This window comes from Mesorhizobium sp. WSM4906, assembly GCF_029674625.1.
Classification (GTDB): domain Bacteria; phylum Pseudomonadota; class Alphaproteobacteria; order Rhizobiales; family Rhizobiaceae; genus Mesorhizobium.
Genome location: NZ_CP121355.1, coordinates 1,779,521 through 1,799,430, shown reverse-complemented (window position 1 = coordinate 1,799,430; position 19,910 = coordinate 1,779,521). Strand labels below are relative to the sequence as shown.

Genomic DNA, 19,910 nt, shown 5'->3' with positions numbered 1-19,910 from the left:
TCCAACCCCTATTTCCGGAGGAAGCATGACCTCGCGTGAACAACATGATCGGATGGCCAATGCGATCCGTTTCCTTTCCATGGACGCCGTCGAGAAGGCGAATTCCGGCCACCCCGGCCTGCCGATGGGTTGCGCCGACATCGCCACGGTGCTGTTCACCCGCTTCCTGAAATTCGATGCCAAGGCCCCGCATTGGGCCGACCGCGACCGCTTCATCCTGTCGGCCGGCCACGGCTCGATGCTGCTCTACTCGCTCCTCTACCTGACCGGCTACGAGGACATGACGATCGACCAGATCAAGAATTTCCGGCAGCTCGGATCGAGGACCGCGGGTCATCCCGAATACGGCCATGCCGCCGGCATCGAGACCACCACCGGTCCGCTCGGCCAGGGCCTCGCCAACTCGGTCGGCTTCGCGCTCGGCGAGCGCATCATGAACGCCGCCTTCGGCAACGACCTCGTCAATCACTACACCTATGTGCTGGCCGGCGACGGCTGCCTGATGGAAGGCGTTTCCCAGGAAGCCATCGCGCTGGCCGGTCACCTCAAACTCAACAAGCTGATCGTCTTCTGGGACAACAACAACATCTCGATCGATGGTCCGGTCTCGCTTGCCGACCACACCGATCAGGTTGCTCGCTTCCAGGCTAGCGGCTGGAACGCCAGCCACATCGACGGCACCGATCCGGAAGCGATCGCCTATGCCATCGAGGCCGCCCGCCATTCCGACAAGCCGACGATGATCGCCTGCAAGACGACCATCGGCTTCGGCGCCCCGACCAAGGCCGGCACCAACAAGGCGCATGGTTCGCCGCTCGGCGCCGAGGAAATCGCCGGTGCCCGCAAGTTCTTCAACTGGGAGTCGCCGCCCTTCGAGATACCGGCCGACATCCTCGACGCCTGGCGTGCGGTCGGCGCCGGCGGCGCCAAGGCGCGCGCCGATTGGGAAGGCCGCCTTGCCAAGGCCGACGCCAAGCTGCAGGGCGAATTCGAGCGCCGCCTCGGCGGCAAGCTGCCGGGCAATTTCGACTCCGTCATCACCGACTACAAGAAGAAGCTCTCGGCGGACAAGCCCAAGGTCGCCACCCGCAAGTCTTCGGAAATGGCGTTGGAAGTGATCAACGGCGCGGTTCCCGAAACCATCGGCGGCTCGGCCGACCTCACCGGCTCCAACAACACCAAGACCAGCCAGACCAAGAACATCACGCCGGACGATTACGGCCAGCGCTATATCCATTACGGCATCCGCGAGCACGGCATGGCGGCGGCGATCAACGGCTTGACGCTGCATGGCGGGCTGATCGCCTATGGCGGCACCTTCCTGTGCTTCTCCGACTATGCGCGCCCCTCGATGCGCCTTGCCTCGCTGATGGGCATCCGCTCGATCTTCGTCATGACGCACGACTCGATCGGCCTCGGCGAGGACGGCCCGACCCACCAGCCGGTCGAGCATCTGGCGGCGCTCCGCGCCATCCCGAACCACAACGTGTTCCGCCCGGCCGACGCGGTCGAGACGGCGGAATGCTGGCAGTTGGCGCTGAAATCGGAAAAGACGCCGTCGACGCTGGCGCTGACCCGTCAGAACCTGCCGACCGTTCGCACCGAATTCAGCGAGGAGAACCTCTGCGCCTCCGGGGCCTATGAGCTCGCCGCGGCAAACGGCGAGGCGGCGGTGACGATCTTCGCCACGGGCTCGGAAGTGGAGGTTGCCCTCGGCGCTCGCGAGCTGCTCGAAAAACATGGCCACCCGACCCGCGTCGTCTCGGTGCCCTGCTTCGAGCTGTTCGACCGGCAGAGCGAGGACTACCGCAAGAAGACCATCGGCAATGCCAAGGTGAAGGTCGCCATCGAGGCCGGCATCCGCCAAGGCTGGGACCACCTCATCGGCACCGACGGCATCTTCGTCGGCATGACCGGCTTCGGCGCCTCCGGCTCGATCGAACAGCTCTACCCGCATTTCGGCATCACCGCCGAGGCCGCGGCAAAGGCCGTGGAAACGCGCCTGCACGGCAAGTGAGTCATCGCATGTCGCTCAAAAGCGCACAGCGGTTTTGAGCGACATATAGAAGCAGGAAGGGCCAGTCCGGCGAAATCATTCAACGGGTTGCGCCGGCTGGACCAGCCTAATCGATTTAAACCTGAACTTCTGCGGCTGGATTCTTTGCCCGGCCGCCGTTATGAAGCTGCGGACACATCTGCCTTCCAGCCCCTAGGGAGAGAAAAATGACCGTCAGAGTTGCCATCAACGGATTTGGCCGCATCGGCCGCAACGTCCTGCGCGCGATCCACGAGTCCGGCCGCAAGGACATCGACGTGGTCGCCGTCAACGACCTCGGCCCGGTCGAGACCAACGCGCATCTGCTCCGCTATGACAGCGTGCACGGCCGTTTCCCGCATGAAGTGACGGTCGACGGCGACCAGATCTCCGTCGGCAAGGAGAAGTTCAAGGTCACCGCCATCAAGGATCCGACCCAGCTGCCCTGGAAGGAGCTCGGCATCGACATCGCGCTCGAATGCACCGGCATCTTCACCGCCCGCGACAAGGCGGCCGCGCATCTGGCCGCCGGCGCCAAGCGCGTCATCGTCTCGGCACCGTCCGACGGCGCCGATCTCACGGTCGTCTACGGCATCAACCATGACAAGCTGACCAAGGACCACGTCGTCATCTCGAACGCGTCCTGCACCACCAACTGCCTGGCGCCGCTGGCCGCCGTGCTGCACGAGACCGTCGGCATCGAGAAGGGCATGATGACGACGATCCACTCCTACACCGGCGACCAGCCGACGCTGGACACCATGCACAAGGATCTCTATCGCGCCCGCGCGGCGGCGCTGTCGCAGATCCCGACCTCGACGGGTGCTGCCAAGGCGATCGGCCTCGTGCTGCCCGATCTCAAGGGCAAGCTCGACGGCATTTCGATCCGCGTGCCGACCCCGAATGTCTCGGTCGTCGACTTCAAGTTCATCGCCAAGCGCTCGACCACACCGCAGGAGATCAACGAGGCGCTCATCGCCGCCTCCAAGGGCAAGCTGAAAGGCATCCTGTCGGTCACCCATCACCCGAATGTCTCGATCGACTTCAACCACGATCCGCACTCCTCGATCGCGGCGCTCGACCAGACCAAGGTCATGGACGGCAATTTCGTCTCGGTGCTGTCCTGGTACGACAACGAATGGGGCTTCTCCAACCGCATGGGCGACACCGCCGTCGCCTTCGGCAAGACCATCGCCTGATCGCAGGCTTCCTTTGATCGTGTGAAACGCCCGGCTTCGGCCGGGCGTTTTTCGTTCGACATCAGCGGCATGGGGCAAAAAACCACGCTGCCGCCTTGCACTGGTCATGTCTTCGCCCCACTCTGCCGTAAAGCGGGAGGGACGCGGATTTGAGGGGCAATTCCGGATGGAGCATGCGATCTATCTCGTGACGCTGGTCGGCACAGCGCTTGTTGTCGCCGCCGCCTTTTCGAGCCTGATCGCCTTCCGCTTCGGCGCACCTCTGCTGCTCCTCTTCCTTTGCATCGGCCTCGTCACCGGTGTCGACGGCCTCGGCATCGAATTCGACAATGCGCGGCTGGCTTATTTTGCCGGCTCACTTGCGCTGGCGATCATTCTGTTCGATTCCGGTTTCGGCACGCCGCTCAACGCCTTGCGCCAGGCAGCCGGACCGGCGCTGTCGCTGGCCACCGTCGGCGTCGTTCTGACCACGGGCATTTTCGGCGTCGCCGCCTTTTATCTGCTGAACCTCAGCTGGCTGGAATCCTCGCTGCTCGGCGCCGCCGTCGCCTCGACCGACGCGGCGGCGGTGTTCTTCCTGCTGCGTGCCGGCGAGATCCATCTGCGCGAGCGCGTTCGTTCGACGCTCGAGGTCGAATCCGGCACCAACGACCCGATCGCCATTTTCCTGACCATCACTTTGGTCGAGATCATCGCCGCGCACGCCAACCCGGAGGCGAACGTTCTCGCCACCAATTTGGCAATCGGCTTCCTCATCAATATGGGACTTGGCGCCGTCATCGGCGTGCTCGGCGGCCTTGGCATCGTTCGTCTCGTCGAGCGGCTGAACCTCGACCACGGCCTGCTGCCGATCTTCGTGCTGACGCTCTCGCTGATGGTGTTCGCGGCCGCTGGCGCCGTCGGCGGCTCGGGCTTCTTGGCCGTCTATCTCGCAGGCCTCGTCGCCGGCAATTCAGACATCCGCGCAGTCACCATCCTCAAGCGCTTCCAGGACGGCATGTCGTGGCTGGCGCAAATCATCATGTTCCTGATCCTCGGCCTGTTTGCCACGCCCTCGCAATTTCCGGCGATCCTGGTGCCGGCGGTCATGCTCGGCCTGTTCCTGATCTTCGTGGCCCGGCCTTTAGCCGTCTGGCTCTGCCTGATCCCGTTCCGCCTGCCGCGTCCCGAAGTCGCCTTCGTCTCCTGGGTCGGCCTGCGCGGCGCCGTCTCGATCCTGCTTGCCATCACACCGCTGCTCGGCGGCCTCGCCAACGGCCGGCTGATCTTCAACGTCGCCTTCATCATCGTCCTGGTGTCGCTGGTGGTGCAAGGCTGGACCGTCGGCCCGCTGGCACGCCGCCTGGGCCTCATCGTCCCTGCGCGGCTCGGGCCGCTCGACAAGGTCGAGCTCGAGTTGCCGGGCTCAGCGCATCACGAGCTGCTCGCCTATCGCGTGGCACCGGGCAGTCCGGTGGCACGTGGCGAGCGCATCCCGCGCTGGGCGAGGCCCTCGCTGGTGCTGCGCGACGGCCGCTCGATGCGTTTCCAGGACATGGGCAGGCTGACCGCTGGCGACCAGGTCTACATCTTCGTGCCGGACCGCTATCCGCGCCTGCTCGACAAGCTCTTCGCCAGCCGTGCCGTGGTCGACCCGGAGGATGCCGATTTCTTCGGCGCCTTCGCCGTCGATCCGGCCCGCCCGGCGGGAGAGCTGGAGGCCGCCTATGCGCCGGGCCTCACCGAGGCCGAACAGAAACTCACGGTCGCGGCGCTGGTCACCGAGCGGCTCGGCGGCCACGCCGAATATGCCGATCGGGTGATGATCGGCCCGATCGAGCTGATCGTGCGCGACGTCGACGAAAAGGGCAGGATCACCGGGCTCGGCCTGTCCTTCGAGCCGACCGCGCCGGTGGCGCGTGTGCCGGTCTTCCTCAGCGCCGGCGAGATCGCCGACCGCGTCGTCGCCTTCATCCGCAACTGGCGCAAGCCCGCTCAAACGCAAGCCGACGAAAGCGAACCAGGCGAAACGGCGGCGTCCGAGCCCGCGGCGCAAAAAGCCGCGACCGAAGGATGACGTCACACAACGACATCATTTTTGCGCGCGCGCTTCAACGCGGCCCTTGCATCGTCCCCGGCGCCGGGTAAGGTCGCCGCGTTTTTCGCTAAAAGGGAACGACCATGGCCGGCTTCAAGACACTCGACGATATCGATGCCGTCAGCGGCAAGCGCGTCCTGGTGCGCGTCGACCTCAACGTGCCTGTTGCCGACGGCAAGGTGACAGATGCCACGCGCATCGAGCGCATCGCGCCGACGATTTCCGAGCTTTCCGGCAAGGGCGCCAAGGTCATCCTGCTTGCGCATTTCGGCCGTCCGAAAGACGGTCCGTCGGCCGAATTCTCGCTGGAGCCGATCGCCCGCGCCACCGCTGACGTGCTCGGCCGTCCGGTCGGCTTCGCCGCCGATTGCATCGGCGACAAGGCGGCAGGCGCCGTTGCCGCCATGAAGGACGGCGACGTCCTGCTTCTGGAGAACACCCGCTTCTACAAGGCCGAGGAGAAGAACGAGCCGGCCTTCACGGAAAAGCTCGCCGCCAATGGCGACATCTATGTCAACGACGCCTTTTCCGCCGCGCACCGCGCGCACGCGTCGACCGAGGGCCTGGCGCACCGGCTGCCGGCTTATGCCGGCCGCACCATGCAGGCCGAGCTCGATGCGCTGGAAAAGGGCCTCGGCGATCCGGTGCGGCCGGTGGTGGCCATCGTCGGCGGCGCCAAGGTCTCGACCAAGATCGATCTTCTGATGAACCTGGTGAGGAAGGTCGATGCGCTGGTCATCGGCGGCGGCATGGCCAACACCTTCCTTGCCGCGCGCGGCACCGATGTCGGCAAATCGCTGTGCGAGCATGACTTGGCCTCCACCGCCAAGCAGATCATGATCGAGGCGGCCGAAGCCGGCTGCGCCATCATCCTGCCCGCCGACGGCGTCGTCGCGAGGGAGTTCAAGGCCGGTGCTGCGAGCGAAACCGTCGCCATCGAGGCCGTACCGGCCGACGGCATGATCCTCGATGTCGGCGAGAAGACGGTGAAGACCGTCACCGACTGGATCGACCGCGCCGCGACGCTTGTGTGGAACGGTCCGCTCGGCGCCTTCGAGATCGAGCCCTTCGACCGCGCCACGGTCGCGGCTGCAAAGCACGCGGCAGCCCGCACCAAGGAAGGCAAGCTGGTTTCGGTCGCCGGTGGCGGCGATACGGTGGCCGCGCTCAACCATGCCGGCGTCGCCGACGACTTCACCTATGTCTCGACCGCCGGCGGCGCCTTTCTGGAGTGGATGGAAGGCAAGCCGCTGCCCGGCGTCGAGGTGCTGAAGCGCTGAGCGTCTGCCGCCAGGCGGCTTGGCGTTGCAGAAATCCGGCCGGAGCCATCACACGATCAACAGTCGGCGAGCCGTGCGCGTCTCAAAGACTTTCAATCGATTCGAGCTTTCCGGCGTCATTCCTTTGGCGGTAGTGTTCTGCTAGGCGCGGAATACAACCGTCAAGGAGAGCACCATGAGCGAACGTCTCGAAGACATTGCCGCCGCGATCGTGGCCGATGGCAAGGGCCTTTTGGCCGCCGATGAGAGCTCCGGCACCATCAAGAAGCGTTTCGACGTCATCGGCGTCGAATCGACCGCCGACAGCCGGCGCGACTATCGCGAAATGATGTTCCGCGCCAAGGAGGCGATGACCAAGTACATCTCCGGCGTCATTCTCTATGACGAGACCATTCGCCAGAAGGCTGCCGACGGCACGCCGCTGGTCGACATCATCAAGGCCTCCGGCGCCATCCCGGGCATCAAGGTCGATTTGGGCGCCAAGCCTCTCGCAGGCTTTCCCGGCGACACCATCACCGAGGGTCTCGACGGCCTGCGCGAGCGGCTGGCGGACTACTACAAGCTCGGCGCCCGTTTCGCCAAATGGCGCGCGGTGATCGACATCGATATCGCCAAGGAAGTGCCTTCGGCCACCTCGATCGGCTCCAACGCGCACGCGCTTGCCCGCTATGCGGCGCTCTGCCAGGAGGCCGGCATCGTGCCGATCGTCGAGCCGGAAGTGCTGATGGACGGCGCCCACTCGATCGACACCTGCTACGAGGTGAGCAAGGCGACTTTGCTGAAGCTCTATGGCGAGCTGTATGCCGCGCGCGTGGTACTGGAAGGCACCATCCTCAAGCCGAATATGGTCATCTCCGGCAAGAAATCGGGCCAGAAGGACAGTCCCGAGCAGGTTGCCGAGAAGACGATAAAGCTGTTCCGCGAAACCGTGCCCGTGGCGGTGCCGGGCATTGCCTTCCTTTCCGGCGGCCAAGACGACGAGGAAGCGACGGCCAACCTCAACGCCATCAACGTCATCGGCCCGCATCCGTGGAAGCTCTCCTTCTCCTATGGCCGCGCCCTGCAGGCGGCCGCGCAGAAGGCCTGGAGCGGCAGGGCGTCGAACGTCGCCGCCGGCCAGGCCGCCTTCATCCATCGTGCCCATATGAACCATCTGGCCGCGCTCGGGAAATGGCGGCCGGCGTTGGAGAAAGCCGCCTGATACCTGGTTCCCCAAAAGCGCTGAAAACCCGGGCCTATTGCATGTCGCCCAAAAGCATGCCCACGGGCTTGACCCCGAGAGTGCGCAGCGGTTTTGGGCGAATGACATGCATCAAGACAAGTAACCTAAAGCGCGTCGCCTGAGGCCGTTCCGGCGCGACGCGCTTTAGGCCGGGTTTTGTTTTTTGTCGGCCGCATTCCTACCTGATGCATCGAAACAGCGGCGGCGATGTCGGGTCGCGCCCATGTCGAACGTCCTTGGCAGGAGAGGACAGGAGATGGTCATGCATCGCAATGCCGTGGTTTCGCGAGACGACTGGTTCGAGGCGCACAGAAGGCACCTCGAGCGCGAGAAGGAGCTGACGCGGTTTCGCGACTGCGTCGCCGCCGAGCGGCGTCGCGCGCCCGCGGCGGCGACCCTCTGATCGGCGCCTATCATTATCTCGACATGACGCCGAAGGGCCGCAACGAGAACGGACCCTATCACGGCCTGATGGACTGGGTGCGCCTGCACGACGAATATCAGGCCGAGGGCAAGGACCGGCCGGACTGTTGCGAGTGACGGGCTTCATTTCCCGCAAGTGAAGGAGGCCATCATACGCAAGCCGCCCGCGACCGATATCGACAGACCTCAGGCCCAGTGCCCAAGCACGGCCGCCAGCGAGATCGCGGCCATGGCAAGCAGCGCCAGCTTCCAGAAATCGCTGCGGCGCTTCAGCCCCGGCCAGCCGAGCGGCTTGATGATCTGGATCAGCATGATGCCGATGATGACAAGAGCGAGAAGTTTTGTCATGCCGCCTTTGACCAGTATCGCCGGCGGCTGTCAAAGCGGTTCTTGGCGCTTCGGCCAGCCGCACTCTCCTGACAAACAGCCGGTTGCCCAAGGCCGCGCCGATCTTTCCGGCGCCGGCTCCGGCAACCTGCCAAGCTCCTGACAGACTGCTGTCAGCAGGGGTGTGAGATACTCTTCTCATCGAAAAAGAGGAGCCTGGTCATGAACGGTTTTACCATCCTGCGCAGCATGCAGAACTATGTCGGCAAGATCCGCACCGTGCGGAACGAGATCCGCACCCAGCGTTTCCTGAACACTTTGCCGGCGGATATCCGCAAGGACATCGGTTGGCCGGACCTCTACGATGGTCGCGTGCGCAAGAACTGAAAATTCTTGGCGCACGACTTGGACAGCGGCTGTGCGGCGCCTAGCTGTAATGTTGATTGAGACGCTGGGTTTCAGGACGGACGCCGCTGTTCGCGGTTGGTTTCATCGCAGCCTCCTGACAGTATGTTGTCAGGATGTTTGCGTTATTGAAGCTGCCTCGAACCTGCGGGTACCGGTTTTGGAACCGCGGCATGCATAGAACCGAAACCAAGGGGTTAAACGATGCGCCGCGCCGACAGGCTTTTTCAAATCGTCCAGCATTTGCGCGGTGGCCGGTTGGTCACGGCGCAGAAGCTCGGCACATGGCTCGAGGTTTCCGAGCGGACCATCTATCGCGACATAGCCGACTTGCAGTCGACCGGCGTACCGATCGACGGCGAGGCGGGTGTCGGCTACATGATGAGAGAGGGCTTCGACCTTCCGCCGCTGATGTTCACGCGTGACGAGATCGTGGCGCTGGTTGCCGGCGCCCGCATGGTGCGTGCCTTCGGCGGCGCGGCGATGGCAAGGGCGGCCGACGAGGCGCTGGTCAAGATCGGCGCCGTGCTGCCCGACACAGAGAAGGACCGCATCGCCCGCACCGAGATCCACACGCCGATGTGGGTGGTGAGCGATGCCGCGCGCGAAGCGATCGACTTGATCGAGCGCGCCATCGAGAAGCGCCAGGTGCTGACCATCGATTATTCGGACGAAGCCGGTCGCGGCACGGCGCGCGACATCCGGCCCCTCGGCCTGTGGTTCTGGGGCAAGGTGTGGACCCTGGTCGCCTGGTGCGAGATGCGCGACGATTTTCGCGCCTTCCGCATCGACCGCATCGCTTCGGTGGTGATTGCCGGCCGTATCTACAAGCCGGAGCGCGGCAAGCAGCTCGCCGACTTCTATCGCGCCGTGGAGCGCAGCGAGGACTACGGCATGGCGCCCGACCGTGCGGCGCGGAGCTGAAGCCCGCACCTCTCCTTCCCCCTTGTGGGGGAAGGTGGATCGGCGCGTAGCGCCGAGACGGATGAGGGGTGTGTTGGACGGAATGAGGCGTCGGCGTTCCCTGGAACACCCCTCATCCGTCGCCTCCGGCGACCTTCTCCCACAAGGAGAGAAGGGAAAGCGCGCCTACTCCTCGTCTTCTTTCTTGTCCTTCGACTTCAGCGCCGAAAGCTTGGCGAAGACGGCGTTGGCGTCCAGTTCCTGATCCTCGTCCTTCGGCTTCTCCGGAGCGGGCGTCAGCCTTTCGGTCAGCGCGGCCGGCAGCAGCGTGTCGCCGGCGACCGGCTGTGCCTGCTCGCGACCGCGCGAGGCGCGGTTGACTTCCATGTCGAGGTCGATCTGCGAGGTGAGGCCCAGCGTCACCGGGTCCATCGGCTGCAGGTTGGCCGAGTTCCAGTGCCGGCGCTCGCGGATCTGCTCGATCGTCGACTTGGTGGTGCCGACCAGCCGCGCGATCTGTGCGTCCTTGAGCTCGGGATGGTTGCGCACCAGCCACAGGATGGCGTTCGGCCGATCTTGACGCTTCGACAACGGCGTGTAGCGCGGACCCTTGCGCTTCGATTCCGGCACCCGCACCTTGGGATCGGACAGTTTCAGCCGGTGGTTCGGGTCCTTCTCGCCGCGCGCGATCTCGTCGCGGGTGAGCTGGCCGGTCATGATCGGGTCCATGCCCTTGATGCCCTGCGCCGACTCGCCGTCCGCGATCGCCTTGACCTCCAGCGGATGCAGGCCGCAGAACTGCGCGATCTGCTCGAAGGAGAGCGCGGTATTGTCGACCAGCCAGACGGCGGTCGCCTTGGGCATCAGCAGCGTATTGGCCATATCAAAAATCCTTCTCGTTCGCCCGCGTTCCCGCGCGGGCGGTGGTTTTACAGCCACCAAAATGGGAAATTCGCGGCCTGTATAAACGCTCCGTCACGATTTCGCAATGTTTTTGGGAGGATCGGCCCAATGCAAGTCGCCCAAAAGCATGCCCACGGGCTTGACCCGATGGTGCGCAGCGGTTTTGGGGGAACGACATGCGTAAAATCAGGAACCAAAGCATGTCTCCCGAAAGTGGGAACCAGTTTCGGGATAAAGACATGCGTGAATCAAAAACCTAAAGCGCAGGGAGCGAATCTGAAAGATTGCGACGCGCTGTAGGTTCCAAAAGACAAAACCCGCTGGACAGGGTCCAGCGGGTTCGGAACCGGAGACGAGCAAGCGTCTGCGACGGCTCTGGCTTCGAGGCCGCGGTCCGGCCTTGCGGCCGGGTCGCGCTTGAAATCAAAGAGCCTGGCGGGCGATCTTCTCGATGTCGGCGCGGTTGATGCCGAGGTCGTTCAGCTGACGGGCGTTGAGGCGGTTCAGCTCACGCACGGTCTCGTTGTAAAGGCGCCAGTTGCGGAAAGCGCGGATCGGGTTCATTTCAGTCCTCCATTCGTGGATCAATTGTTTCGATGCCGCGTAAATAGGCACCCTTGCCTACGAATTGAACGGACGCTTTTGCATGGCGGCAATGCATTTTGTGCAATGCAGCATTAAGCATTGTTGAACCTGTCGCCAGCGATGCAGGATGGATCGAGATTCAGGTCAGGCCGGCCTCACTGAATGTCGACTCGAGCCTAGCCGACGTCGAGCACGATCTTTCCGATATGCTCGCCCTCTTCCATGCGCTCATGCGCTCGCCAGGCTTCCGTCAGCGGGAAGATCATGTCCATGACCGGAGCGACCTTGCGGGTGCCGAGCAGCGGCCAGACCTGAGCCTCGAGAGCAGTCGCGATGCCCGCCTTGAACTCGACGGTGCGGGGCCTGAGCGTCGAACCGGTATGGACAAGGCGCTTGACCATGAGCTTTGCGAAGTCGGCGCTTGCGACGGCGCCGGCCTGCACGGCGATCTGGACGATGCGTCCTTCGATCGCCGCCGCATCGTAGTTGCGCACCACATAGTCGCCGCCCACCATGTCGAGGATGACGTCGGCGCCTTTGCCGCCGGTTGCGTCCTTGACCTCGGCGACGAAGTCCTGCTCGCGGTAATTGATCGCCCGGTCGGCGCCGAGCTTCAGGCAGGCGTCGCATTTTTCCTTGCTGCCGGCAGTGGTCACGACATAGGCGCCGAACGCCGAGGCCAGCTGTATGGCGGTGGTGCCGATGCCGGACGAGCCGCCATGGACGAGCAGCGTCTCGCCTTTCTTCAACCCTCCGCGCTCGAACACATTGTGCCAGACGGTGAAATAGTTCTCCGGCACGGCGGCGGCCTCGGAATAGGTGAAGCCGGCCGGGATCGGCAGCACGCTGCCGGCATGGACCTTGACATATTCGGCATAGCCGCCGCCCGGTGTCAGCGCGCAGACCCGGTCGCCGATGCGCCAGCGCGATATTTCGTCGCCGAGCGCCGCGACTTCACCGGCCGCCTCGAGGCCCGGCAGGTCCGAGGCGCCCGGCGGCGGTGGATAGGCGCCCTTGCGTTGCTGCACGTCCGGCCGGTTGACGCCGGCGGCGCGCACGCGAATGAGGATCTCGCCGGGGCCGGGCGCGGGCACGTCGCGCGTCTCCGGCTTCAGCACCCTGGGACCGCCGGGCTGCGAGATCGCGACGGCCGTCATCTTTGCCGGAATCTTCTGTCCGCTTGCCATGGTATCCCGTCTCCTTGTTGCCGCATCGGCCCGAAAATCGGAATCGATTTTCGGAGAAGCACGATGCACAACTCAAAAACTACTCTAGCCGGTCGTTTGCATCGGCGCCCCTGCGCTATGTATGCTGATTGCCAAATCAGGCAAATGGCCAAGCGAGGGAGGAGCGACGATGGCGATCTTCGACGACGAACCCAGGAAGAAGCCGCGCCCGCACGAGATCGGCCAGGATCTCTCGTTGCTGTCCGTCGACGAGTTGTCCTCGCGCATTGCCCTGCTGCGCGAGGAGATCGCCAGATTGGAAGCCGAACGGGCAGCCAAGGGCGCCACCAAATCCGCCGCCGAGGCATTGTTTCGCCGCGGATAATCCCGGCTGCGTGGCCGCTCGCCCCGGAAAAGCCTGAAAGCGACTGCCAGAGCTGCGCTCTGAAATCTCCAGCCGGATCAGCCCATGTTCGCAACCTACCGACCGATCCTCTCGCTGCTGCGCGGCACCGCATTCCTGCTGGCGGCGTCCGGCCTGCATGGCCTGCTTTTGCCGCTGCGCGGCCAGGTCGAGGGGTTCTCGACCGCCTCGCTCGGCCTGATGGGCACAGCCTGGGCCGGCGGTTTCGTCACCGGCTGCTTCTTCGCGCCGCGCCTCGTGCGCCGCGCCGGCCATGTCAGGGCGTTCGGCGCCTTCGCCGCCTCCGGTGCGATCATCGCGCTGCTCACCGGCCTCATCATTGACGAATATTTCTGGATCCTGCTGCGCGCCTTCACCGGCTTCACCATGGCCGGCGCCTTCATGGTCATCGAAAGCTGGCTCAACGAGAAGGCCACCAACGAGAACCGCGGCACCGTCTTCGGCCTCTATATGATGGTCACCTATGCCTCGATCATGGGCGGCCAGATGATCGTCGCCGGCGGCGACGTGAGATCAGCCTCGCTGTTCATGATCACCGGCATCCTGTTCTGCCTGTCGCTCATTCCGACTGCGGTGTCGACGCAGTCGCATCCGAAGCCGCTGCAGGACGTCAAGCTCGACGTCAAAGGCCTCTATGCAAATTCGCCGGTTTCGGCGGTGGCCTGCCTTCTGATCGGCATCGCCAATGGCGCCTGGGGCACGCTCGGCGCCGTCTATGGCGCCCGCATCGGCATCTCCACCGCCGAGATCGCGCTGATGATGAGCCTCGTGGTCGTTGCGGGTGCTGCCATGCAGCTTCCCGCGGGACGGCTGTCCGACACGACCGACCGCCGTTTCGTGCTTGCCGGCGCTGCCTTCGGCGCGGCGCTCGTCGCGGTGCTGATCTTCCTGATCGAGCCGCATGCGGGGGTCTTCGTCATCGTGCTGACCGCCGCCTACGGCGCCTTCGCCTACACGCTCTATTCGATCGCCGTCGCGCACGCCAACGACCACGCGCGGGCGGAGGATTTCGTCAAGGTTTCCGGCGGCCTGCTTCTGCTCTATGGCTTCGGCACCATGATCGGACCGTTGCTTGCGGCCGCCTTGATGGGCTGGCTGCGCCCCGAAGCGCTCTTCCTTGCAACCGCGCTCGCCCATCTCTGCCTTGCCGGTTACACGCTGCTGCGCATCCGCGCTCGCGCGCCGGTTCCGATCGAAAACCGCGACGCCTTCAAGACGCAGCCGGCCGACCGTGCCGTCACGCCGGAAGCCTTGCGGCTCGATCCGCGCAGAAAGGTTGAAACCGATAGTTGAGATTTGGAGAACTTTGCCTCACAAATAAGGCATGATGTTTTCCGACGCCTTCGTGGCGATAGCCGATCCTAACCGGCGTTATCTCTTGGAAGAGCTCCGCCGCGGTCCCAAGACAGTGAACGAATTGGCAGCCGGGTTGCCCGTCTCGCGCCCGGCCGTTTCCCAGCACCTGAAAGTCCTGCTCGACGCCGGCTTGGTCAACGCCAAGGCGGAGGGCACCAGGCGGGTCTACGCCGTCAGCACCGCCGGCTTCCTCCGACTCAACATCTGGCTCGATCAGTTCTGGAATGTCGAGGAGATCGGCACGCCCGGCAGCTAACCGCTCCTTCCGTCCCGATCCCTTAGAGCAATTCGAGGAAAAGTGTGAGCGGTTTTCCACCCGGAATTGCGCAAAACAAAGAGTTAGAGCGGTTCGGCGTTTCCGTGAAACGGTGAAATGCTCTAGATTCCCTCGGCCAGCGCCGCGCCAAGCGCGTCGAGCAGCTCGCCCGTCCCATGCTCGCGTGTGGAGGGCGTATCGATGCCGTCGAAGAAGGCCCCTTGCTCAGTCAGGACAAGTCGCGTGCCCTTGCCTTCCGCGACAAGCTCGATCGTCGCAAGCGAAACCGAGACCCGGGTTTCGCCGAACAACAGTTCATAACTGTAGACGATGCGCCGGTTGGGCACGATGTCCTGATAGACGGCATTGAAGAAATGCATCTGCCCGTCGCTCGGGCAACCGGCATTCACCTCCCTGCCGCCGACGCGAAAGTCCATTTCATGCCGGCTCGGCATCGGATTGTCGGGATCGAAGAACCAACGCTTCTTGGCCGCCGGATCGCTCAGCGCGAAATAGACCCTTTCGGGCGCCGCCGGGTAGAAGCGCTCGATGACGAAGGTGGAATGGACGACGGATCGTTCGGTCATGACGGCGTTCCTCAGTTTTGGTCTTTGGTTTCAGCGAGAAAATCGCCGAGCCGGTCGAGCCGGCGTTCCCAGGCGAGCCGCCGCTCGTTGATCCAGTGCTCGGCGGCCCGTAGCGCCTTCGGCTCGATCCGGCAGGTGCGCACCCGGCCAAGCTTCTCGGTGCTCACCAGGCCGCTCGCCTCGAGAACGTTGAGATGTTGGACGACGGCCGACAGCGACATCGCCAGCGGTTCGGCCAGCTGACTGACCGAGGCCGGCCCACGCGATAGACGGTCCACCATCTGGCGCCGCGCAGGATCCGCGAGCGCCTGGAACATCAGGTCGAGCTGGGCGGGATCGTGCAGCATCGCCGGTTAGCCGTTGTTATAGGGGAAGAGCTTGAAATAGGGCTGCGCTTCCTCGATCACGCGGACGAAGCTCGGGCGCTCGAGCAGGCGGTCGTGATAGCGCTTCACGGCGGGGAATTTGTCGCCGAACGGCTCGACCTTGTTGGCGTAGAACAGCGCCGGCGAGGCCGCGCAGTCCGCCATGCTGAAGGTCTCGCCGACCGCCCAAGTCTTTCCCTGCATCTCCTTCGCTCTTATCTCCTCTTCGATGATGGCGTAGGAATTGCGCAGCTGCTCGCGCGCCTGCTCGACCCCGAATGGATCGGTCTTGTCCTTTGGCCGCAGCCGGTCGCCGACGATCTTCTGCATCGGCTCCTGCACGTAGAAGTCGTAGAAGCGGTCGGCCTGGCGGACCTTGATGGCGAGGTCGATGTCGGCGGGGATGAGCTCGACCGGCCCGGGATAGTGGACGGCGAGATATTCGATGACGATGGTCGATTCCAACACCGTGCGGTCCCGCGCGTCGTCGCGCAGAGCCGGCATCTTGCCCGTTGGCGAAACCTTCAGGAAGGCCGCGCGCGATTGCTCGTCACCGAGATCGACGATCACCGGCGTGAAGGGCGTGCCGTTCTCGTAGAACGCGATCAGCGGCTTCCAGCAGAAGGAAGCGAGCGGATGGAAATGCAGCGTCAGGGACATTTTTTCTCCTGTCGTCGGGCGTCGAGGTAATACTGAAGTGATCACTTAACTATTTTCATGGCCCGCCAGAGTCAAGGCTGCCCTGCCGGCCAGAGCAATTCCAGGAAAAGTGTGAAACGGTTGGGCTCGGCGACTTCGCCGTAGCCTTCCGTCCGGAATTGCGTCAAAACAAAGAGTTAGAGCGGTTCGGCGTTTCCGTGAAACGGTGAAACGCTCTGGCGATGCGTTGCGATGGCTTCGACGATCTGCGGCCAGTCGTTGCGGTGCAATTCGTGGCCGCCGCCTTCGATCCGCACCAGCCTGGCGCCGGGAACCGCGTCGACAAGCGCCTCGCCATGCTCGATCGGGAAGATCGGATCGGTGGCGCCGTGGATGACGAGCAGCGGCACCGTCAGGTCGTTTATCCGTCGCTCCTGCCCGCCGGCCTTCAGCAGGAAGTGGTTGCTCGCGCTGCCGAGACCGCCGGAACGGTCGTAGTCTTCCTCGATCATCGCCCGCGTACGTTTCTCGTCGAACGGATGCAGAGTGCTGCCAAGCGCCCGCGCGTCCTCGACCATGTAGTCGAGCACCCGATCCCGGTTCGACCAGTCGACATCGGCGCCTTCGGCGGAATGCTCCTTGTAGGCCTGGCTCGTCCCCGGCAAACCGGAGGTATCGACGCCGAGCGGAGAGCTGGAGATCACGGTGAGCGCGCCGACACGCTCGGGATATTTCAGCGCCACGATCTGCGCGATCATGCCGCCCATCGACATGCCGACGACATGCGCCTTGCGGACCTTCTGGTCGTCGAGCACGCGGATGGCGTCGTCCACCATGTCCTCGAACGCATAGGGCGGCTGGCCAGGCTTGTATTTGGTTGACCGGCCGGTGTCGCGATTGTCGTAGCGGATGACGAAGCGGCCGCGTTCGGCGAGCTGCCGGCAGAAGGCTTCCGGCCACCAGAGCATCGAGGCCATGGCGCCCATGATCAGAAGGATCGCCGGATCGGCCGGATTGCCAAAGGTCTCCGAGACGATTTCAGGACGAGGCAAAGCGGTCATTCTTCTCTCCTCTGCATTCCAATCCGATTGCATTTTGCAATCAGTTGCACGATAATCACACCGATATCATAATGCAACTGGTTTTTTGGAGACTGTCATGAGCATCGACCACCGGTCCGGCTGCCCGATCAATCTGTCGCTCGAGGTTTTTGGCGACCGTTGGAGCCTGATCATCCTGCGCGACATGATCTTCGGCGGCAGGCGCCATTTCCGCGAATTGCTCAACGGATCGCTGGAAGGCATCGCCTCCAACATCCTGGCCGACCGGCTGAAACGGCTGATGGAGCTCGGCCTGCTGACCAAGGCCGACGATCCCAGTCACAAGCAGAAGGCGATCTACAGCCTGACCGAGATGGCGATCACGCTGGTGCCGATCATGGCGCATCTCGGCGCCTGGGGGCGCGTTTGGCTTCCGGTCAGCGAGGAGCTTTCGATCCGCGCCGAGCTTCTCGAAAAGGGCGGCCCGCCGCTATGGGAGCAGTTCATGGACGAGCTTCGCCACGAACATCTCGGCGCGCCGGCAAAGACGCCGCCTGGCACCCCGACCGTGCGCCAACAGCTGCAGGCCGCGTACGAAGCAGTGGTCGCGCGGAAGGCTGAAGCGGTGGCAGGCTGAGGCGGGGCGAAGAAACTTCGTCATTCCAGGGCGAAGCAGGAGCGAAGCTCCGTCGCGGAGACCCTGGAATCCATGCCGTTACCTTGGCCAGGCAATGCAGCGGAGCAGAATTCTGCACCGCGGCAACGCTTCGAAGTCACGGAATGGATTCTACGGTCTGCGCGCGTCGCTTCGCTCCTTGCTCCGCCGTAGAATGACGACGCGATCAATGTGCTGCGCCAATCGCGAAGTCATGCGATCAGAAATTCTATGTCTTCAGTTCAAATTGATATCCCGGCTGGCCGACCGCATCGACACCGAGAAGCCTGCCAGTACATCGAACAGCGCTATGATCGTCAGCGTGAAGAACACCGAATGCGCCGCGCCCTTCACCAGCAGGAACTCGATCAGGAAGGCGATGAAGACCAGCGTCGACAAAAGATGATCCAGGATCGATGCATTGGTGGTGCGCACCGATTTCGAGATCTCGATGAACAGGAAGATCAGCCCGATAAGCAACATCAGATCGCCGAGCGTCATCGAGAAGACGCCGCCCGACATCATGTGGAACGAGAACATCTCGGTCATCCATGGATCGTCGCCGCCGCCGAACAACCCGAGCAGTCCGAGATTGTAGAGGACGAAGGGCACGATCAGCAGCGGGATGGCACCGAACATCTGGGCGTCTCCAATGAGGCACCCTTTTGTAAAATCCGCGGCAGGCATGCCGTCAAGATTTTTCGGCAACCGGGCGAACACGCTGTAAGACCTAATGAAATAACGATGTCAGCCGGTTGTCCTCTGCTTTTGGCCAACACGCACGATCTCGCCCGAAGGCTCTGTAGTCGCTGATGCCAAATCAAAAAGACCGGCCATTGGCCGGTCTTTGAAAATCACAAACCGTGGTAACTTCTCAGCTTTCCTTCGGCTCCAGCACCTGGCGGCCGCGATACATGCCGGTCTTCAGGTCGATATGATGCGGGCGGCGCATTTCGCCGGAATTCTTGTCCTCGACATAGGTCGGGGCCTTGAGGGCGTCGGCCGAGCGGCGCATGCCGCGCTTCGACGGAGAGGTTTTTCTTTTTGGAACGGCCATGGATATGCTCCACTACATGGTCAAAATTCCCCGGCAACCCTCGCGAAAGGGCCGCATCGAGGCCATAATCTGAGAAAGTCGGGTGCCTATACACGCGTTGCGCCGTTTTGGCCAGCACTGCCCGCGAATTTTTTTGAGCCGGCGCCCGTCCGCGTCAATCCCCGTCCGCGTCAATCCAAGCAGCCCACATACGCTCCCGACCTGCCGGCTCGCCGTTCGATCAGATTGGCGAGTCGCCTCAAACCCGGGCCGGGCCTGGCCGGATTGCGCGCGATCGGGTTGGGCAAGGTGACGGCAAGCAGTGCCGCCTGCCGGCGCGACAATTGCCTGGCCGAGACGCCGAAATGATGCTGCGCGGCGGCCTCGATGCCGTAGATGCCCGGGCCCCATTCGGCGATGTTGAGATAGATCTCCATGATGCGCCGCTTCGACATCACCGCGTCGAAATAGACGGCCAGGGGCAGTTCGACCACCTTGCGCACGCTGCCCAGCGGCCGCGACCACAAAAACAGGTTCTTCACCGTCTGCATGGTGATGGTGGAGGCGCCGCGCGTCGCCTCGCCGGCAAGCGCATCGTCGACCACGCCGCGCAACTCGCCGAGATCGACGCCGCGATGGAAACAGAACTGCCCATCCTCCGACATGATCACCGAATGCGCCATCACCGGCGCTACGTCGTCGATCGACACCCAGCGCCGGTCGTAGCCGGAGAAGGTCGCGAGATCCTTCAGCATCAGCGTCGAGACGGGATGCACGAAGGGCGGCAGATAGAGGAAGGTAAGCACGACCGGGATAGCCGCCAGCACGATCGCCGTGATCAGGCAGCGCCGGCCAAGGCGCTTGAGACCGGCGCGATTCAGGCGCCGCGGTCGCGCCATGTCCAGCCCTTCGCTTTCATGTTCGACGATCGGTTCCGTCAAGCCGCCCCACCCGTGCCACGCGCTCAACGGCATAAAGGTGCCAGGCTTCTTGCGCAATGTCTGAGTGTCGGCTACCGGTCCCGGCC

General features: G+C 63.7%; 23 protein-coding genes and 1 pseudogene. 13 read left to right on the top strand and 11 right to left on the bottom strand.

The window, feature by feature from the left end; all coding sequences use genetic code 11:
* Positions 1-25 precede the first annotated feature (25 nt).
* From tkt to QAZ22_RS08455, 7 genes and pseudogenes are all read left to right on the top strand, one after another.
* Positions 26-2,017, top strand: coding sequence for a transketolase (tkt, locus tag QAZ22_RS08485; RefSeq protein ID WP_278206224.1), 1,992 nt, complete (start codon positions 26-28; stop codon positions 2,015-2,017).
* A 206-nt stretch (positions 2,018-2,223) separates the two neighbouring features.
* Positions 2,224-3,234 (top strand): type I glyceraldehyde-3-phosphate dehydrogenase, encoded by a 1,011-nt coding sequence (gene gap / locus QAZ22_RS08480; RefSeq protein WP_278076323.1) that lies wholly within the window; start codon positions 2,224-2,226, stop codon positions 3,232-3,234.
* Positions 3,235-3,400: 166 nt separating this feature from the next.
* Complete coding sequence (locus tag QAZ22_RS08475) at positions 3,401-5,290, top strand: potassium/proton antiporter (protein WP_278206221.1); 1,890 nt, start codon at positions 3,401-3,403, stop codon at positions 5,288-5,290.
* A gap of 104 nt (positions 5,291-5,394) precedes the next feature.
* Positions 5,395-6,591: a phosphoglycerate kinase gene (locus QAZ22_RS08470; protein ID WP_278206219.1), complete on the top strand. Its 1,197-nt coding sequence runs from the start codon at positions 5,395-5,397 to the stop codon at positions 6,589-6,591.
* Positions 6,592-6,766: 175 nt separating this feature from the next.
* Positions 6,767-7,792: a class I fructose-bisphosphate aldolase gene (locus tag QAZ22_RS08465; RefSeq protein ID WP_278206217.1), complete on the top strand. Its 1,026-nt coding sequence runs from the start codon at positions 6,767-6,769 to the stop codon at positions 7,790-7,792.
* Between the two features lie 244 nt (positions 7,793-8,036).
* Positions 8,037-8,216, top strand: coding sequence for a DUF899 family protein (locus QAZ22_RS08460; protein WP_347566948.1), 180 nt, complete (start codon positions 8,037-8,039; stop codon positions 8,214-8,216).
* A pseudogene (locus QAZ22_RS08455) lies at positions 8,189-8,353 on the top strand (DUF899 family protein); the annotation flags it as partial. The gene QAZ22_RS08460 and the pseudogene QAZ22_RS08455, both read left to right, overlap by 28 nt.
* A gap of 69 nt (positions 8,354-8,422) precedes the next feature.
* On the opposite strand, the gene QAZ22_RS08450 reads toward QAZ22_RS08455, so the two are convergent.
* Positions 8,423-8,584 (bottom strand): hypothetical protein, encoded by a 162-nt coding sequence (locus QAZ22_RS08450; protein ID WP_082953665.1) that lies wholly within the window; start codon positions 8,582-8,584, stop codon positions 8,423-8,425.
* Between the two features lie 201 nt (positions 8,585-8,785).
* Between QAZ22_RS08450 and QAZ22_RS08445 the strand changes: the two genes are divergently transcribed.
* Both QAZ22_RS08445 and QAZ22_RS08440 read left to right on the top strand, forming a co-directional pair.
* A complete protein-coding gene (locus tag QAZ22_RS08445; protein WP_278076315.1) occupies positions 8,786-8,950 on the top strand; it encodes a hypothetical protein in 165 nt (54 codons plus the stop codon).
* Between the two features lie 222 nt (positions 8,951-9,172).
* Positions 9,173-9,892, top strand: coding sequence for a YafY family protein (locus tag QAZ22_RS08440; protein WP_278206214.1), 720 nt, complete (start codon positions 9,173-9,175; stop codon positions 9,890-9,892).
* A 165-nt stretch (positions 9,893-10,057) separates the two neighbouring features.
* Here the strand turns inward: QAZ22_RS08440 and QAZ22_RS08435 are convergent, their stop codons facing one another.
* The 3 genes from QAZ22_RS08435 to QAZ22_RS08425 form a co-directional block, all read right to left on the bottom strand.
* Positions 10,058-10,753 carry a DUF1013 domain-containing protein gene (locus QAZ22_RS08435; RefSeq protein ID WP_278206213.1) on the bottom strand — a complete coding sequence of 232 codons (696 nt, stop codon included), beginning with the start codon at positions 10,751-10,753 and terminating at the stop codon, positions 10,058-10,060.
* Between the two features lie 444 nt (positions 10,754-11,197).
* On the bottom strand, positions 11,198-11,338 hold the full coding sequence (locus QAZ22_RS08430) for a DUF1127 domain-containing protein (protein ID WP_082044546.1): 141 nt from the start codon (positions 11,336-11,338) through the stop codon (positions 11,198-11,200).
* A gap of 197 nt (positions 11,339-11,535) precedes the next feature.
* Positions 11,536-12,546, bottom strand: a complete 1,011-nt coding sequence (locus QAZ22_RS08425; RefSeq protein WP_278206212.1) for an NAD(P)H-quinone oxidoreductase — start codon at positions 12,544-12,546, stop codon at positions 11,536-11,538.
* Between the two features lie 169 nt (positions 12,547-12,715).
* Between QAZ22_RS08425 and QAZ22_RS08420 the strand changes: the two genes are divergently transcribed.
* From QAZ22_RS08420 to QAZ22_RS08410, 3 genes are all read left to right on the top strand, one after another.
* On the top strand, positions 12,716-12,910 hold the full coding sequence (locus tag QAZ22_RS08420; RefSeq protein WP_278206210.1) for a DUF1192 domain-containing protein: 195 nt from the start codon (positions 12,716-12,718) through the stop codon (positions 12,908-12,910).
* An 84-nt stretch (positions 12,911-12,994) separates the two neighbouring features.
* The gene (locus QAZ22_RS08415) at positions 12,995-14,242 is read left to right on the top strand and encodes an MFS transporter (protein ID WP_278206208.1); all 1,248 of its coding nucleotides are present in this window, start codon (positions 12,995-12,997) and stop codon (positions 14,240-14,242) included.
* A gap of 31 nt (positions 14,243-14,273) precedes the next feature.
* The gene (locus tag QAZ22_RS08410; RefSeq protein ID WP_278076308.1) at positions 14,274-14,561 is read left to right on the top strand and encodes a metalloregulator ArsR/SmtB family transcription factor; all 288 of its coding nucleotides are present in this window, start codon (positions 14,274-14,276) and stop codon (positions 14,559-14,561) included.
* 122 nt (positions 14,562-14,683) lie between these two features.
* Here QAZ22_RS08410 and QAZ22_RS08405 read toward each other — a convergent pair whose 3' ends face one another.
* The 4 genes from QAZ22_RS08405 to QAZ22_RS08390 form a co-directional block, all read right to left on the bottom strand.
* Entirely contained in the window at positions 14,684-15,148 is a 465-nt protein-coding gene (locus QAZ22_RS08405; RefSeq protein WP_278206207.1) for an SRPBCC family protein, read from the bottom strand.
* Positions 15,149-15,159: 11 nt separating this feature from the next.
* A complete protein-coding gene (locus QAZ22_RS08400; RefSeq protein ID WP_278206206.1) occupies positions 15,160-15,495 on the bottom strand; it encodes a metalloregulator ArsR/SmtB family transcription factor in 336 nt (111 codons plus the stop codon).
* A 6-nt stretch (positions 15,496-15,501) separates the two neighbouring features.
* Entirely contained in the window at positions 15,502-16,173 is a 672-nt protein-coding gene (locus tag QAZ22_RS08395; RefSeq protein ID WP_278206205.1) for a glutathione S-transferase family protein, read from the bottom strand.
* A gap of 176 nt (positions 16,174-16,349) precedes the next feature.
* A complete protein-coding gene (locus QAZ22_RS08390; protein ID WP_278206203.1) occupies positions 16,350-17,213 on the bottom strand; it encodes an alpha/beta hydrolase in 864 nt (287 codons plus the stop codon).
* A 97-nt stretch (positions 17,214-17,310) separates the two neighbouring features.
* Here QAZ22_RS08390 and QAZ22_RS08385 point away from each other — a divergent pair, with 97 nt between their 5' ends.
* Positions 17,311-17,829: a helix-turn-helix domain-containing protein gene (locus QAZ22_RS08385; RefSeq protein ID WP_278206201.1), complete on the top strand. Its 519-nt coding sequence runs from the start codon at positions 17,311-17,313 to the stop codon at positions 17,827-17,829.
* Between the two features lie 255 nt (positions 17,830-18,084).
* On the opposite strand, the gene QAZ22_RS08380 is transcribed toward QAZ22_RS08385, so the two are convergent.
* The 3 genes from QAZ22_RS08380 to QAZ22_RS08370 form a co-directional block, all read right to left on the bottom strand.
* Complete coding sequence (locus QAZ22_RS08380) at positions 18,085-18,486, bottom strand: hypothetical protein (protein WP_278206200.1); 402 nt, start codon at positions 18,484-18,486, stop codon at positions 18,085-18,087.
* A 235-nt stretch (positions 18,487-18,721) separates the two neighbouring features.
* On the bottom strand, positions 18,722-18,904 hold the full coding sequence (gene rpmF / locus QAZ22_RS08375; protein ID WP_006203806.1) for a 50S ribosomal protein L32: 183 nt from the start codon (positions 18,902-18,904) through the stop codon (positions 18,722-18,724).
* Positions 18,905-19,074: 170 nt separating this feature from the next.
* On the bottom strand, positions 19,075-19,782 hold the full coding sequence (locus QAZ22_RS08370; RefSeq protein ID WP_278207798.1) for a transglycosylase domain-containing protein: 708 nt from the start codon (positions 19,780-19,782) through the stop codon (positions 19,075-19,077).
* Between the last annotated feature and the right edge of the window lie 128 nt (positions 19,783-19,910).